15 protein-coding genes are annotated in these 16,596 nt (G+C 48.3%); 13 read left to right on the forward strand and 2 right to left on the reverse strand.

Annotated features, from left to right (window positions below):
- Window positions 1–642: 642 nt before the first annotated feature.
- Window positions 643–2,886 (forward strand): alpha-galactosidase, encoded by a 2,244-nt coding sequence (locus B5E64_RS13630; protein ID WP_087169018.1) that lies wholly within the window; start codon window positions 643–645, stop codon window positions 2,884–2,886.
- On the opposite strand, the gene B5E64_RS13635 is transcribed toward B5E64_RS13630, so the two are convergent.
- Window positions 2,850–3,719 (reverse strand): AraC family transcriptional regulator, encoded by an 870-nt coding sequence (locus tag B5E64_RS13635; RefSeq protein ID WP_242960217.1) that lies wholly within the window; start codon window positions 3,717–3,719, stop codon window positions 2,850–2,852. The genes B5E64_RS13630 and B5E64_RS13635 overlap by 37 nt on opposite strands.
- Before the next feature lie 145 nt (window positions 3,720–3,864).
- Between B5E64_RS13635 and B5E64_RS13640 the strand changes: the two genes are divergently transcribed.
- From B5E64_RS13640 to rd, 3 genes are all read left to right on the forward strand, one after another.
- Window positions 3,865–5,214 carry an MATE family efflux transporter gene (locus B5E64_RS13640; RefSeq protein ID WP_087169019.1) on the forward strand — a complete coding sequence of 450 codons (1,350 nt, stop codon included), beginning with the start codon at window positions 3,865–3,867 and terminating at the stop codon, window positions 5,212–5,214.
- 52 nt (window positions 5,215–5,266) lie between these two features.
- Entirely contained in the window at window positions 5,267–5,791 is a 525-nt protein-coding gene (locus tag B5E64_RS13645; protein WP_087169020.1) for a nucleoside recognition domain-containing protein, read from the forward strand.
- A 115-nt stretch (window positions 5,792–5,906) separates the two neighbouring features.
- Window positions 5,907–6,065: a rubredoxin gene (gene rd, locus B5E64_RS13650; protein WP_024733984.1), complete on the forward strand. Its 159-nt coding sequence runs from the start codon at window positions 5,907–5,909 to the stop codon at window positions 6,063–6,065.
- A 73-nt stretch (window positions 6,066–6,138) separates the two neighbouring features.
- Here the strand turns inward: rd and B5E64_RS13655 are convergent, their stop codons facing one another.
- Complete coding sequence (locus B5E64_RS13655; protein ID WP_087169021.1) at window positions 6,139–7,935, reverse strand: DUF885 domain-containing protein; 1,797 nt, start codon at window positions 7,933–7,935, stop codon at window positions 6,139–6,141.
- A 143-nt stretch (window positions 7,936–8,078) separates the two neighbouring features.
- On the opposite strand from B5E64_RS13655, the gene B5E64_RS13660 reads away from it, so the two are divergent.
- The 9 genes from B5E64_RS13660 to B5E64_RS13700 are packed head-to-tail and all read left to right on the forward strand — an operon-like array spanning window position 8,079 to window position 16,583.
- The gene (locus B5E64_RS13660) at window positions 8,079–8,390 is read left to right on the forward strand and encodes a hypothetical protein (protein WP_087169022.1); all 312 of its coding nucleotides are present in this window, start codon (window positions 8,079–8,081) and stop codon (window positions 8,388–8,390) included.
- Window positions 8,391–8,393: 3 nt separating this feature from the next.
- The gene (locus B5E64_RS13665; RefSeq protein WP_087169023.1) at window positions 8,394–9,440 is read left to right on the forward strand and encodes a V-type ATPase subunit; all 1,047 of its coding nucleotides are present in this window, start codon (window positions 8,394–8,396) and stop codon (window positions 9,438–9,440) included.
- A complete protein-coding gene (locus tag B5E64_RS13670) occupies window positions 9,437–11,377 on the forward strand; it encodes a V-type ATPase 116kDa subunit family protein (protein ID WP_087169024.1) in 1,941 nt (646 codons plus the stop codon). The genes B5E64_RS13665 and B5E64_RS13670 overlap by 4 nt, the downstream gene beginning before the upstream one ends.
- 14 nt (window positions 11,378–11,391) lie before the next feature.
- A complete protein-coding gene (locus tag B5E64_RS13675) occupies window positions 11,392–11,823 on the forward strand; it encodes an ATP synthase subunit C (RefSeq protein WP_087169025.1) in 432 nt (143 codons plus the stop codon).
- A 1-nt stretch (window position 11,824) separates the two neighbouring features.
- Window positions 11,825–12,133 (forward strand): V-type ATP synthase subunit F, encoded by a 309-nt coding sequence (locus B5E64_RS13680; protein WP_087169026.1) that lies wholly within the window; start codon window positions 11,825–11,827, stop codon window positions 12,131–12,133.
- 15 nt (window positions 12,134–12,148) lie between these two features.
- Entirely contained in the window at window positions 12,149–12,736 is a 588-nt protein-coding gene (locus B5E64_RS13685) for a V-type ATP synthase subunit E (protein WP_242959050.1), read from the forward strand.
- Window positions 12,729–14,495 carry a V-type ATP synthase subunit A gene (locus B5E64_RS13690; RefSeq protein WP_087169027.1) on the forward strand — a complete coding sequence of 589 codons (1,767 nt, stop codon included), beginning with the start codon at window positions 12,729–12,731 and terminating at the stop codon, window positions 14,493–14,495. The genes B5E64_RS13685 and B5E64_RS13690 overlap by 8 nt, the downstream gene beginning before the upstream one ends.
- Window positions 14,496–14,515: 20 nt before the next feature.
- Entirely contained in the window at window positions 14,516–15,952 is a 1,437-nt protein-coding gene (locus tag B5E64_RS13695) for a V-type ATP synthase subunit B (protein WP_087169028.1), read from the forward strand.
- Window positions 15,953–15,965: 13 nt separating this feature from the next.
- Entirely contained in the window at window positions 15,966–16,583 is a 618-nt protein-coding gene (locus B5E64_RS13700; RefSeq protein ID WP_087169029.1) for a V-type ATP synthase subunit D, read from the forward strand.
- Window positions 16,584–16,596 lie beyond the last annotated feature (13 nt).

The raw sequence follows: 16,596 nt of genomic DNA on the forward strand, positions 1-16,596 counted from the left end.
CACAGTTGGGTTTTCAAAGCTATCAACATAATAACAGCAGTCAAATCTGTGTCCACAATATAGGATTAAATCTCAAAATACGTACAAAAAGGATTTTACCCGTGTCCTCTTTATAGGGCTCATTTTAAAGACATCTGTACGGTTACATCTTTAAAAGGGTAAAAAGCAGCGGTAGAGAATAAGACATTTGTACGGATTAAATGCCCGAAAAAAGAAAAGTAACCGTACGGAACAAGAAAAGTGTACGGATTAAATGCTAAGAAAGGAAAAAGTAACCGTATGAGACAAAGAAAGTATACGGTTTCAAGAGTCAAAAAAGAAAAATAACCGTACGGACAGAGGATTCATACGGTTACAGGAGCAGATGTCTGGTTCCAGCGGTAGAGAACGCTGGAAAGCCGGGAGACAAGGACAAGTTAAGATGAGGAGACTTCCAAAGAGGAGGGCGACATCAGGTTTGATGCTGTCTTCCTCTTTCTTGTTACGGTGGAAACATTTTTAGTACATAATCATTTACCTGACATTTGGACATATTTACCTGACATCTTGAACTGGCATAAAAGTGTGAAATGATTATAATTAGTTGTAGTAAAAACGAGAAGATTACGGATCGCAAGATCAGGGGAAAAAGGAGGAGCAGAGATGGCGGTTTGTTTTCACAAATCATCGATGGAATTTCATCTGTATAATCAGAACATCAGCTATATTTTGAATGTACTGGAGAATGGACAGATCGGACATACTTATTTTGGAAAGAAATTACGGGACAGGGAGAGTTTTGCGCATATGCTGAATTTCCGTGCAAGACCGATGTCTGTATGTCCGTTTGAAGGAAAACTGGAATTTTCCATGGAGCACATCAAGCAGGAATACCCGGTGTACGGATCAGGGGATATGAGATATCCGGCTCTTGAGATTCTTCAGGAAAACGGCAGCCGGATATCCGAGTTCCTTTACAAAGGACACAGCATTTATCAGGGAAAACCGGAGCTTTCCGGACTGCCGGCAACCTATGTAGAGAAAGAAGAGGAAGCGGATACACTCGAACTGTATCTGGAAGATCAGGTATCCGGTACGGAAATTACTTTATATTATACAATCTTTGCGAATGTTCCGGCAGTTGCACGTAGTGCGAAGATTACGCAGAAGGGAGATCAGGAAATTGTTCTGGACCGGGCAATGAGTATGAGTGTTGATCTTCCGGATATGGATTTTGAGATGATCGAGCTGACCGGAGCATGGGCAAGGGAACGTTCGGTCAAGGAGAGAAAGCTGGAGCATGGAGTGCAGGCAGTATACAGTCTGCGTGGATGCAGCAGCCACAATTATAATCCGTTTCTGGCTTTGAAGCGGGAGGAGACGACAGAGGGAAATGGAGAAGTCTATGGGTTCAGCCTGGTCTACAGCGGAAATTTCCTTGCGCAGGCGGATGTCGACACGTATGACACAACAAGAGTGACGATGGGAATTCATCCGGATACTTTTTCCTGGAATCTGAGACCGGGAGAGACCTTCCAGACTCCGGAGGCTGTGATGGTATATTCGGATCACGGACTGAATGGTATGAGCCAGGCATATCATACGCTTTACCGGAGCCGCCTTGCAAGAGGATTCTGGAGAGACCGGGAAAGACCGGTTCTCATCAACAACTGGGAAGCAACCTATTTTGATTTTGACGAGGACAAGATTCTTGAAATTGTAAAAACAGCAAAAGAGCTTGGAGTGGAACTGTTTGTGCTGGATGACGGATGGTTTGGAAAGCGTAATGACGACACCTCTTCTCTGGGCGACTGGTATCCGAATCTGGAAAAACTGCCGGACGGCATTACGGGAGTGGCCAGAAGGGTAGAGGAAATGGGACTGAAATTCGGACTCTGGTTTGAGCCGGAAATGACGAATAAAGAAAGCCGACTTTACAGGGAGCATCCAGACTGGATTTTGTCAGTGCCGGGAAGAAAGGTGTCGGTGGGACGTAATCAGTATGTCCTTGATTTTTCCAGAGAAGAAGTTGTGAACGCGATCTTTGAACAGATGAAAAAGGTTCTGACAGAAGCTCCGATTTCCTATATTAAATGGGATATGAACCGGAGTATGTCTGAAGTGTATTCGGCGGGTGCCGGTGCAAAGGATCAGGGAAAAGTCATGCACAAGTACATACTGGGTGTGTACCGGCTTTACGATATGCTGACGAAGGAATTTCCGGAAATCCTGTTTGAGTCCTGCGCAAGCGGCGGGGCGAGATTTGATCCGGGACTTCTTTACTATGCGCCGCAGTGTTGGACATCTGATGATACGGATGCGGTAGAGCGATGCAAAATCCAGTACGGAACCTCTTTTGTCTATCCGGTCAGCAGCATGGGAGCCCATGTGTCTGCGGTGCCGAATCATCAGCTGCTTCGAAACACGTCTCTGGAAACACGTGCGAATGTGGCGTATTTTGGAACTTTTGGGTATGAGCTGGATCCGAACAGGCTGACAGAAGAAGAAAAAGAAGAGGTCAAAGCACAGATTACGTTTATGAAACAGTACCGTCACCTGATTCAGTACGGCACTTTTTACCGGCTGTTAAGTCCGTTTGAGGGAAATGAGACGGCGTGGATGGTCGTATCAGAAGATAAAACCCGGGCGATTGTCGGATATTACAAGGTCCTGCAGTCTGTGAACGGACCGTATAAAAAAGTCAGGCTTCAGGGGCTGGATCCGGACCGGAAGTATCATGTCGCCGGGATGGAGCCAGGAAAATACGAGGAAGATCTCTACGGAGATGAACTTCTCTGGTACGGCCTGAATGTGTCCGATGCCTCCTCCGGGGAGAATAAAGAGAAGTACAACGGAAAGAACGGGGACTATCAGTCCCGGCTGTATCTCTTAAGCTCCATCGAATAAGGATTCGTTTTCTTATCCTGGCGGTACCGGGAAGGGCTTGTTCCATTGACCTTCCGGAATGCCTTGGAGAAAGAAAAGGTGCTGGAGTATCCGCAGGAATAGGCAATGTGTTCAATGGGGAGACTGGTATTTTCCAGGAGTTCACACGCCTTAGTCATGCGGTATTTGACGAGAAACTGCTGTGGAGACAGGTGTACAGTCTTTAAGAACAGTTCCGTCAGATAACTCCGGTTGAGGGATAGAAAGTCTGCGATTTCTTGAACGGATACCGGGTTCTGATAGTTCTTATATATATAGGAAATGGCCTGGCTGACATAGACGTCTGCAACCTTTTTACTGCTTTTGCTTTTGTAGCCGGAGCCTTCGATCAGGAGGGCCAGAAACTGCAGCAGAACCCCTTGAATATAAATTTCATTCTGGAAGCTCATCTTATGGTGGGCGATCATATCCAGGACATAGCTCTTTGCCTTCTCCGGGTCCGGGCAGGTAAAGACCGGGTGGTCCGGCGTGATTCCGATCAGCTCGAAGTAGCGGGCAATGTCGGTGCCGGCAACGGAAACCCAGACATAACTCCACGGATCCGTCTCATCGGCCTGATAGAAGGTGAGCCTGTCAGGCCGAATCAAAAAGCCCTGCCCCGTTTCGATGGAATAACTGTTTTCTCCGGAATAAAAAGTTCCCTTTCCTTTTGTGCATATATGAAATATGTAGGAGTCCCGGACAGCAGGTCCATAGGAATAAAGGGGCGGGCAATCCTGCATTCCGCAGAAAAGCATATAAATTTCCTGAAAAAGATTACTGTTAAATTCTGAAAAAGTCTGTATCTGGTCCATATAATCCCCTCCCCTGAGCGGTTTTTCTTGAGTGTAGCATGAGAAAAAAGAATTGTAAATAAAAAAGGGGATTGCGCGATTACATGCGGAGCGGTAGAATGGAAAAATATGAGTAAAAAAAGGAATGCGAGAAGGGAGAACAGCTATGGAAAACAATATGACAAAGGGAAGTCCCGGAAAGCTGATTGTCCGGTTTACGATGCCGGTTTTTATAGGAAATGTGTTCCAGCAGTTTTATAATATGGTGGATGCCGTGGTTGTCGGGAAATTTGTCGGGACAAAGGCACTTGCAGGAGTCGGGGCGACAGGGACGATCAATTTCCTGATTATCGGATTTCTGATCGGGCTGACTGCCGGGTTTACCGTGTTGACGGCGCAGAAATTCGGTGCAGGCGATATGAATGCAATGAGGAAAACAGTGGCGTCTGCCGCGATTCTGTCGTTGATTGTCTCCGTGGTGATGACAGCGGCCAGCGTGATCTTTATGAAAGACCTGTTGAGACTTCTGAATACGCCGGAAGACATTTTTGACTATGCGTACGAATATATTGTCATTATCTGTGCCGGGATTTTTGCCCAGGTACTTTATAATCTGCTTTCCAGTATTTTAAGAGCACTCGGCAACAGCCGGACACCGCTTTATTTTCTGATTCTGGCGGCGCTTCTGAACGTCGTGCTGGATCTGGTGTTCATCATCTGTTTTGGCATGGGACCGGCAGGGGCGGCTTATGCGACTGTCATTTCTCAGGGCGTGTCGGGGGCGGCATGTCTGATTTACATCTGGAAGGCGGTGCCGCATCTGCATCTCCACAAAGAAGACTGGAAAGTGGAAGGAGATCTTTTGAGGACACAGATGCGGATCGGATTTCCGATGGCGCTTCAGTATTCGATTACTGCTATCGGGACAATGATGGTGCAGTCCGCGCTGAATCTGCTCGGCTCCATCTCCGTTGCGGCCTTTACGGCAGCCAGCAAGATCGAGCAGATTGTAACTCAGGCCTATGTGGCTCTTGGAACGGCCATGGCGACCTATTGTGCCCAGAATATGGGAGCGGGAGATATCAAAAGAATCCGGCGGGGATTCCGCTCGGCAACCATCATCGGTTCCGTCTATTCGGTTGTGGTTGCGGTGCTGATGGTCCTGGGCGGACATTATCTTACGTATCTCTTTGTAGAAGCTGCGGATGTACCGCAGGTAATCGGCGGAGTCCGGACGTATCTGATCTGTGTGTCTGTATTCTTCATCCCGCTGACTGTGGTGAACCTGTACCGCAACGGAATTCAGGGAATGGGATACGGATTCCTCCCGATGACTGCGGGAATTGCCGAATTGATCGGAAGAGGTGTGGTGGCAATGATTGCCTCACGTCACAGAAGTTACGTGGGCGCCTGCCTTGCCAGTCCGATGGCATGGATTCTTGCGGGAAGCCTGCTTCTGGTCATGTACTTTAAAATCATGAAGGGACTGGAGCAAAACCGGGAAGCGGAATCATAAAACGGAACAGTGTGCGTATAATTAAGGGACGATATGCGAAGGAGCACAGAATATGCAGTTTGTTTTATTTCTGTCTCAGTACATCGTCCCTTTTCTGATTTTTACGATTGTTGTCTCCGGAATTCTGGAACGGGTACAGGTTTACGAGACATTTATCAAAGGGGCGAAGGATGGGTTTTATACGGTGTTGAAGATCATGCCGACACTCGTAGGGCTGATGGTGGCAGTGGGAGTACTCCGGGCCTCAGGTTTTCTGGAGTTTCTGTCCGGAATTCTGGGACAGTGGACGGAGAAAATCGGATTCCCGGGAGAGCTGGTACCTCTTTCTGTCGTCAAAATGTTTTCCTCGTCGGCGGCTACCGGACTTTTGACGGATATTTACAAGGAATTCGGGACAGACTCTTACATAGGGAGGATCGCCTCCATCTCCATGGCGTGTACGGAGACGATTTTTTATACGATGTCTGTGTATTTTATGACTGCAAAGGTGAAAAAGACAAGATATACACTGGCCGGAGCGATGATTGCGACGGCGGCCGGACTTGCGGCGAGTGTATGGCTTGCCGGAAAAATGTAAATAATTTATTAAAAAACAAATTTAGGGATAGATTTTTTTTGTAATATAGATTATACTGGTCATAAATAAAAATAGTAATTCTTACTATTTGCATAGGAAGAAAGGAGAATATAAAATGCAGAAATATGTTTGCGAACCATGCGGATATGTATATGACCCGGAAGTAGGTGATCCGGATAACGGAATTGCACCGGGAACAGCTTTTGAAGACCTTCCGGAAGACTGGGTATGCCCGATCTGCGGTATGGGAAAAGAAGTATTCGTAGCAGAATAATAGAAATGAAACGAAAGAGAAGACAGACCGGTCCGGGGCAGATGCCCTGTGTGACCGCTGTCTTCTCTTTTTTCTATGCGTCCGTTTTTTCCAGTTCTTCTCTGATCAGATCAAAAGGAGCCGGCCCGATATCCAGAACAAACTTATGAAACCGTTTCTGGGAAAAATTTTCGCCCCAGCGGGTCATGGCCTCTTTTTTCAGTTCCAGAAATTCCAGATAGCCGAAATAATATTTTGCGTAGTTGGCCGGATCCCCCAGAATCAGCTGATAGATTTCCGAAATGCTGTCTTTGTCACCGATACCGTATTGGAAGAAGAAAGCAAGCGTGTCTTCTTCCGACCAGCCTTTTTCATGGATTCCGATATCGGCCAGAGCATAGAGACCGAGGATGATAGAAGCGTTTTTCTGCTGGATAACGGCCTCTTCTTTGGAGATCGGCGCCAGATAGTAGGACATCATTTCTGTGTAGGTGGCCCATCCCTCCACATATCCGCCAAAGTTCAGGACGGTGCGGATCGGATCCGGATCCTGCGAAAGAAAATAGGTCGTCTGGTAGAGGTGGCCCGGATAGCCTTCATGGGCCAGTGTGGTGAAAAGGTTTAAGCCTTCCATTTCATGTCGCGGGTTGATGTAAATCGTATTTTGGGTACTGTCGTCGATGGGCGGGATGAGATAAAAGGCGGGGCTTAAATATTCCTGCGTGGATGTTGGCACCTGCTTGACGGTAAAGGAAACGTCCGGGATGTCAGGAAAGGACGTCTCCATTTTCTGTTTCAGTTCCAGGAGGATGGATTCCGGGGAGGATTCCTGAAGGACAACGTCCGACACGATTCCGGAGGCGGGAAGTGCCGCTTTCATCTCTTTCATATCAGAGATGATCCGGGAGGCGGCGAGCTGCTCAAGTTCCTCGACGGAACGGTCCGTTCCGATTTCCTGTTTCAGAAATGCTTCATAGCATTCTTTGCCGTCCGGGAGACTGCAAAGCCCCGTGTCGGAAGTGCCGGAACCTTTCAGGGCGGTCAGGCCGTCTATCAGAATCTGGTAAGCCGGAAAAACCTGAGTAGTCAGAAGATCTGTGTTTTTGGCTGTGTACAGGATCCGCTCGCTGTCCGATAGCGTACCCATCTCGTCAAGGCGTTCTTCAAAGGAGGAGAGAAGATAGTGATCTTCTCCCATGGAGACGAAGTCCTGACATTCCTGGATGACGGCGTCCGCTCTGTCGTCAGACATGAAAAGGCCAGCCTCGGATTTGGCCTGTTCGAAGTCAATCAGAGACTGAAAGTAATCCGGCATGGTAGAAAGAAGTGACAGGTATGTATCAATATCCTCTGTCGTCTCAAAAGTAAATTCAGAGAGCAGAACCGGAAGCTGGGACTGGGTTCCGGTGAGCGGACTTAACGGCTCTTCATATAGAAGATATTCGGAACAGGAAAGGGCGGTCTCAAGATAAGAATCCAGAATCCGCCAGGTGAGCTGATTTTCTTTGGACAGCTTTTTTGGCGAAAAGCGGTCAAGTGCTGCCAGAGTATTTTCCAGAGATGCTCCGGAACTCTCGGGAGAGGATACAAAGGTACCGAAGGTGACAGGCGCATCCAGAATCCCGTAACTTTCCGGATCCTTTAAATTAAAGTGCAGGCTGATGGAATCGCCGGACACCTCCTGGAAGAAAAGTGTTTTTGTAAATGCTTCAAACTGTTTATCCGTGCTGTTTGAGGTGATCGTTCTGGAAAAGAAAGAATCCGGGTCCGAAGAGGGCGGAAGAAAGGAATAAATCAGCAGAGAGACAGCAGCCAGGCTGACCGCAGCCAGAAGGACAAACCGGACTTTTTTTCTGCGAAAACATGAGAAAACTGGGAGTGAAAATTTCATAAATTCAGGCTCCAGATAGAATTTGTCATATTATATGTGAAATAGTGCGGTCAAATGTTAAACTTTTGAAATAACCATTGCATTTTATTTTAAAAGTTGTATGATAAGAGATAATTGCAAATTATACAAAAAGGGGGCTTTCTATGGACTCTGTAATCAACAAATTGACGGAAATTGAGCAGACTGCATCGGCGATTGTAGCGCATGCAGAGGCTGAGAAAGAGAAACTCGACAGGGAATACGAAGAGAAGAGAAAGGCATTTGACCTTCGGATGGAGGAGGAGACAAAAGCCCGGATCGAAAAGATTCAGGAGGGGCTTGAGCATGATAAGGAGAACCTTCTTACCGGTCAGGAAAATACAAGCCGGGAGCTCATCGCATCCCTTCAAAAGGAGTATGAGGAGAAGCATACATTGTATGCAGAAGATATTTTAAAGCGGATCACAGAGGTGTAGCTTATGGGAAATTTACTTGCCTACAGTGGGATTGTCACGAAGCTAAGGGCAATGGAGGCCAAACTCCTTACAAAAGAGCAGTTTGATGAGATCATGGTCATGAGCAGTGTGCCGGAAGTGGTTTCTTACCTGATTCAGAATACTGTATACAGGGAAATCCTGGAGAATCTGGAGCCGTCCCTTGTACACAGGGGGAACATCGAGAAGCTTCTGGAACTGTCCTTGTACCATGATTACACGAAGATTTACCGTTTCTGCACACTGGAGCAGAGAAAGTTTTTAAAGCTTTATCTGAAGCGGTACGAAGTGGAGCTGATCAACTATTGTCTGAGGATCGTCATCAACCACTATCAGGAGCCTTTCGATCTGAACCATAAGAAAGCATTTTTTGACCGGTATTCGCAGATTTCCATCGAAAAGCTGATCCACGTAAGAACAACAGATGAGCTGATTGAAAACCTGAAGGGAACGGAATACTATGAGACATTAAAGAAGCTGAGGGATTCAGGGAAGGCGACACTGTTTGATTATGATCTGGCACTGAATCTGTATTACTTTGTTTCCATGTGGAAGGATCACAAGAAGATCCTGAAGGACAAGGAGCTGGAGCTTTTTGCGAGAGATTACGGGACCCAGATCAATATGCTGAATATTCAGTGGATTTACCGGGCCAAGAAATATTTCAGCCTGTCCCCGCCGGATATTTATGCGCTGCTGATTCCGATCCAGTACAAGATCAGTACCGGGCTGGTCAAAGAGATGGTGGAAGCGCCGACTTTGGAGGAATTTCAGAATGCCGTGCAGAAGACCTCGTACGCAAGACACTATGATTTTGGCCAGAATCTGACGGTGGAAAAGATGTACGCGGATTATCTGTATTATTTGTACACGACAGACCGGAGGAGAAATCCGTACTCTATTGCGTCGATCAATACCTACCTCTTTATGAAAGAGGAGGAGATCAAAAAGCTGACGACCGTGATAGAATGTGTGCGCTATGGTGTATCCTCGGATGAGATCATGGAGTATACAGGAGGGCAGAAAAAATGATTGTAAAAATGAAATTTGTCAATATCTCAGGGCCGCGCAGTGATATTGACCGTGTGATGGATCTGTATCTGTCACGATATGAAATCCAGCTGGAATCAGCGCTTTCTGAGCTGAAGACAGTGGACAATTTAAGGCCCTTTGTGGAAATGAATCCGTACAGGGATGCACTTCTTAAAGCGGTGCAGTTTGTGGGATTTTTGGAAGATCCGGATAAGACCTTACCGGATACGAAAATGGGGCTCAATGATATTTTTGAACTGATCCGGACAACAAATGAGGAATATTTAAAACTGCAGTCACAGCAGGATCAGTGGAAAAAGAAGAAAGAAGAGATTGCGGCCAGACAGAAAGTCATCGAGCCGTTCCGGCCGATGGGCGGTGATCTTGGAAAGATCCTGAATTATAAATATATTGCCTACCGTTTCGGCAAGATGCCGGTGGAGCAGTACCAGAAGCTGGAGAAATATCTCCTGAACGATCTGGATGCGGTCTTTGTAAAAGGAGCGCAGGACGGGACATCTGTCTATGGTGCTTATTTTGCCGCACCTGCGGATCTCCAGAAGACGGATGCGGTATTCCGTTCACTTCATTTTGAGCGGATTGAGATTCCGGCGCAGTACGAAGGATCGCCGGAGGAAGCAAGCCAGAAGCTTCTGAAGGAAATGTATGAAATCCAGAAGAAAATTGATGACCTGGATAAAGAAGCGGCGAAGATGCTGGAACAGAAAGCCCCGCAGCTTGTGTGGGCGAAGCAGAGGCTGGAAGAGCTTGCTCACAATTTCGACGTCCGTAAGATGGCGGCCAGGGTGGAAGATAAAAAAGAAGATTACTATATCCTCTGCGGCTGGATGGCAGAAGAGGACGTCAAAAAGTTTATGGCGGAAGCGGAGCAGGACGACAAGGTTTTTGTTGTCGTGGAGGACGACCATGACAGCTACTTCGGAGAACCGCCGACAAAACTGGAAAACCCGAAGATTTTCAAGCCGTTCGAGATGTTCGTCGGTATGTACGGGCTGCCGTCCCACGATGAGATTGACCCGACCCTTTTTGTGGGAATCACCTATTCCTTCATCTTCGGAGTGATGTTCGGCGATGTAGGCCAGGGACTTCTGCTTGTCATTGTGGGAGCATTGATTTACCACTTTAAGAAACTCCCGCTTGCGGGAATCATTGCTACGGCAGGAGTATTCTCAACAATCTTCGGCTTCATGTTTGGAAGTGTGTTCGGATTTGAAGATATCATAGATCCTCTGTGGCTTAGGCCCATCGACCATATGACGACACTCCCGTTTGTCGGGAAACTCAATACGGTATTTATCGTGTCGATTGCCTTTGGAATGCTGCTGATTCTGGTGGCGATGGTACTTCATATTATCAATGCGTTCCGGGGACACGATGTTCAGGGCGCATGGTTTGATCAGAACGGAGTGGCCGGACTTGTCTTTTACGGATCGATTGTGGCGGTTGTGGTTCTGTTCATGACCGGACACAAGACACCGGCAGGAATCGTGCTTCTTGTGATGTTCGGAGTGCCGCTTCTTCTGATTCTCTTTAAGGAGCCGTTGACAAACACGCTTCTGAAGAAGAAAGAGAAGATGAAAGAAGGAGCAGTGATGTTCCTGGTAGAAGGATTTTTTGAACTGTTCGAGATGCTCCTGAGCTATTTTTCGAACACTCTTTCTTTCGTGCGTATCGGAGCCTTTGCCGTCAGCCATGCGGCGATGATGGAGGTCGTACTGATGCTTGCCGGAGTAGAGGGCGGGCATACAAACTGGGTGGTGATCGTGCTTGGAAACCTGTTTGTCTGTCTGATGGAAGGACTTGTAGTCGGAATCCAGGTACTTCGTCTGGAATACTATGAGATGTTCAGCCGGTTCTATAAAGGAAGCGGAAGAAAGTTTGAGCCATATAACAAAAACAGAAAAATGGAAAAATAAAGGAGGACTTTATTATGACTCTTGCAGCGAGAATAGCGCTAATTGCAGCACTGATCTTAAGTATTATCATTCCGTTTGGATATTATCTGATCGGAGAGAAGAACAAAGGGCGTTACAAACGTGCCATTGGAGTGAATGTATTTTTCTTCTTCGGAGCATTCGTTCTGGCATCGATTATGATGTTTGCAGGACCGAATGTACAGGCGGCGGATGCGGCAGCCTCTGCCTCTACAGCAACGGGAATGGGCTATATCGCGGCCGCACTGGTTACCGGTTTATCCTGTATCGGCGGCGGTATCGCCGTGGCAAGTGCAGCGAGCGCGGCACTTGGCGCGATCAGCGAGGACTCCAGCGTCCTTGGTAAGTCGCTGATTTTCGTAGGACTTGCAGAAGGTGTCTGCCTGTACGGGCTGATCATCTCCTTCATGATCCTGGGACAGTTATAAGATGAAGATGTTTCTGATCAGTGATAATGTCGATACGTATACAGGAATGCGCCTTGCAGGCGTGGACGGAGTTGTCGTACACGAACGTGAGGAGCTCTATGAGGCGCTCCAGAATGTTCTGAAGGACAAGACTGTGGGGATTGTCCTTCTGACGGAGAAATTCGGGAAAGAATTTCCGGATCTCATCGACGAATTCCGTCTGGAGAGGAAAATGCCTCTGCTTGTGGAGATTCCTGACAGACACGGAACCGGACGGAGAAAAGACTTTATCACATCTTATATTACCGAAGCAATCGGACTGAAATTATAAAAGGAGGGATTCCTTTTGACATTAGATGAGAAAATTGCGAAGATTCAGACCTCCTCAATGGAGGCGGCCAGAGCAGAAGGAAATGAGATTATAACGAGTTACCGCGCGGCCCTCGACAAGGTGTTTGAGGATCATAAGCAGGAGGCCGTGCGCCAGATGGAGACCCGGATCAAAGCGGAGACAGTCAATGCCAGACAGCAGAAAAACCAGGCGATGGCAAAGGCACAGCTGGATCTGAAGAGGCAGGAAGGAAGAGTGCAGAAAGAACTAAAGGACAAGGTGTTCCGGGAGGTCATGGAACTGGTGGCATCCTATATGAAAACAGAGAAGTACCGGGACTTTCTTCTGCGCTGTATCCGGAAGTCTGTAGAATTTGCGGGCGATGAGGGATTGACAATCTATATCAATCCTTCGGATCAGGAGATGAAAGAGGAGCTGGAATTAAAGTCCGGCACCATGCTGACGATCAGCAACGAAGACTTCATCGGAGGAGTCCGGGCAGTCATCCGCGGCAGAAATATTCTGATTGATCATTCTTTCAGGACCGCTCTGAGATCGGAGTATGATGAATTTGTATTCCTGGGAGGTGATGGAGTTGTCTAAGACTGGGAAAATCTATGGAATCAACGGGCCTGTCATCTATCTGAAAGGCAATACCGGATTCGGAATGTCCGAAATGGTTTATGTGGGAAGGGATCATCTGGTCGGAGAAGTCATTGCCCTCGATAAGGACCGGACAACTATTCAGGTGTACGAGGAGTCATCGGGTCTTCGTCCGGGAGAAGAAGTGACCGCCTCCGGAAATGCAGTGTCGGTGACTCTGGCGCCCGGGATTCTGAACAATATATTTGACGGAATTGAGCGTCCGCTGGAAAAAATATCAGAGACGGGCGGAGCTTTTATTACAAAAGGAATTTCGGTCGACTCCCTCGACCGTGAAAAGAAATGGGACACCCATTTTATTGTGAAGAAAGGCGATTATGTCAACGGCGGCGATATTTTTGCGGAGGTACCGGAGACAAGAGCTATTGTCCATAAATGTATGATTCCTCCGCATCTGCACGGTACGGTCGTATCTGTGCGGGAGGACGGGCCGTACACGATCGAAGAGCCGCTTCTGACTCTGGATACAGGAAACGGACAAACGGTGGAGATTCCGATGGCCCAGAAGTGGCCGATCCGGACACCGCGCCCGGTGAGCCAGCGGTTTGCGGCATCGGTACCGCTTGTGACGGGACAGCGGATCATCGATACGATGTTCCCGATAGCAAAAGGCGGAACAGCTGCGATCCCGGGAGGATTCGGAACCGGAAAAACAATGACCCAGCATCAGATTGCCAAATGGTCCGATGCGGACATTATTATCTATATCGGATGCGGAGAGCGTGGAAATGAAATGACCCAGGTTCTGGAGGAGTTTGGGGAACTGACAGACCCGCGGACCGGAAACCCTCTGATGGACCGGACGACGCTGATTGCCAATACGTCCAACATGCCGGTGGCGGCCCGTGAGGCAAGTATCTATACGGGACTTACTCTGGCCGAGTATTACAGGGACATGGGATATGATGTGGCGATCATGGCGGACTCCACATCGAGATGGGCGGAGGCTCTTCGTGAACTTTCTGGACGTCTGGAGGAGATGCCGGCAGAAGAAGGATTCCCGGCTTACCTTGCATCCAGGCTGTCGGCTTTCTATGAGAGAGCGGGCATGATGCAGAACTTAAACGGTACGAGAGGATCAGTCAGCATTATCGGGGCGGTATCGCCTCAGGGCGGTGACTTCTCGGAGCCGGTCACACAGAATACGAAGCGGTTTGTGAGATGCTTCTGGGGACTGGACAAGAGCCTTGCCTACTCCAGACATTTCCCGGCCATCCACTGGCTTTCCAGTTACAGTGAATATTTGCAGGATCTGTCCCACTGGTATCAGGACAATGTTTCTCCGAAGTTTGTAGATTACCGGAACCGGCTGATGGCCCTTCTGAATCAGGAGAGCAGCCTTCTGGAAATCGTCAAGCTGATCGGAAGTGACGTTCTGCCGGATGACCAGAAGTTGATTCTGGAAATTGCAAGAGTCATCCGTCTGGGCTTCCTGCAGCAGAACGCTTTCCACAAAGATGATACGTGCGTCTCTCTGGAAAAGCAGTTCCTGATGATGGATACGATTTTATATCTGTACAAACAGGCACGGGCCCTTGTGACAATGGGGCATCCGATGTCGGTTTTGAAGTCGGAAAATATTTTTGAACGTGTCATTGCCATCAAGTACGATGTGCCGAATGATCGGCTGGAACTGTTTGCGCAGTACCGGCGGGACATTGATACCTTCTACCAGCGTGTGCTGGAGAAAAATGCATAAAAGGAGGGAACGAAACAGTTATGCCAATCGAATATCTTGGGCTTAGCAGCATTAACGGTCCCCTCATTGTACTGGAAGGGGTACAGGATGCGTTTTATGATGAAATTGTAGAATTTATTGTGGGAGGAAACGAGAAGCGGATTGGAAGAATCATTGAGCTTTATGGGGACAAGGCGGTCATCCAGGTCTTTGAAGGATCCGAGGGAATGTCCCTTGTCAACACCCACACCAGACTCACCGGGCATCCGATGGAGATCGGACTGTCCCGCGAGATGCTTGGAAGAACCTTTAACGGAATCGGACAGCCGATCGATGATCTGGGAACGATTGCCGTGCGAGTGAGGCGGGATGTCAATGGACTGCCGCTCAACCCGGTAAAACGGGAATATCCGAGGAACTATATTCGTACCGGGATTTCGGCAATCGATGGCCTGACTACGCTGATTCGAGGACAGAAGCTGCCGATCTTCTCCGGAAACGGACTGCCGCATGACCAGCTTGCAGCGCAGATCGTCAAGCAGGCGTCTCTGGGAGAGGATTCCGGTGAAGAGTTTGCCATTGTCTTTGCGGCCATGGGAGTCAAACACGACGTGGCGGACTTTTTCCGCAGAACTTTTGAGGAGAGCGGCGTGGCAGACCATGTGGCCATGTTCCTGAATCTGGCAAACGACCCGGTGGTGGAACGTCTGATTACGCCGAAAGTAGCGCTGACGGTTGCAGAGTATCTGGCCTTTGAGCAGAACATGCATATCCTTGTCATCCTGACGGATATGACATCCTTTGCCGAGGCCATGCGTGAGGTGTCCTCCTCCAAAGGAGAGATCCCAAGCCGGAAGGGCTTTCCGGGTTATCTGTACAGTGAACTTGCTGCAATCTATGAGAGAGCAGGCATCGTGGAGGGCGCAGGCGGTTCGGTAACGCAGATTCCGATTCTGACGATGCCGAACGATGATATTACCCACCCGATCCCGGACCTGACCGGATATATTACAGAAGGCCAGATAGTACTGGACCGGAACTTAAACGGTCAGTCCATTTATCCGCCGATCAGCGTCCTGCCGTCCCTGTCCCGTCTGATGAAAGACGGAATCGGAGAGGGTTACACAAGGGAGGATCATCAGGATCTGGCAAACCAGCTGTTTTCCGCCTACGCAAAAGTGGGGGACGCAAGAAATCTGGCATCGGTTATCGGAGAGGACGAACTTTCCCCGATCGATAAAGAATACCTTGCGTTTGGAAAGGAATTTGAAGAGAAATACATCGGTCAGGGTCCGGAGGAAAACCGTACCATCGAGGAGACACTGGATCTTGGATGGGAGCTTCTTGGACGGCTTCCGAGAGAGGAGCTGGACCGTGTTAATACGAAGATTCTGGACAAATACTATCATCCGACAAAACGGGATGAAGGTGTCACCACGAGTGCGAGTCCGGGCTCTGTAGCAAATAAAGAAATGTAAAGGGGTGAGGCTGTTGGATCCACGGACATTTCCGACAAAAGGCAACCTGATGCTTGCGAAGAATTCTCTTGCGCTTGCGAAGCAGGGATATGAACTGATGGATAAAAAGAGAAACATTCTGATCCGGGAACTGATGGATCTGATCGATCAGGCCCGCACCATTCAGGAGGAGATTGACAGCACATTTACCTATGCGTATCAATGTCTTCAGAAGGCAAATATTGAAAACGGGATCAATACGATCTCCCAGATCGCATATACGGTTCCGATCGAAGATTCGATCGTGATCCAGACAAGAAGTATCATGGGAACGGAGATCCCGCATGTGAAATATACACCGAAGACACCGGTTCCGACTTATGCGTTCAGCGCGACAAAAGAGTCCGCGGACCGGGCGGCGGAAGCTTTTCGGAAGGTGAAAGATTTGACGGTGAAGCTTTCCATGGTGGAGAATGCGGCTTACCGGCTTGCTTCCAATATTAAAAAGACGCAGAAGAGAGCCAATGCGCTGCAGAACATCACTATCCCGATGTATACACAGCTTGTATCAAGCATCAGCAACGCACTGGAAGAAAAAGACAGAGAAGAATTTACAAGGCTGAAAGTGATCAAGCGGAGAAAACAAAGTTAGAGAAAAGAGATGA

The sequence above is a fragment of the Drancourtella sp. An12 genome (genome assembly GCF_002160935.1).
Lineage (GTDB): Bacteria > Bacillota > Clostridia > Lachnospirales > Lachnospiraceae > Sellimonas > Sellimonas catena.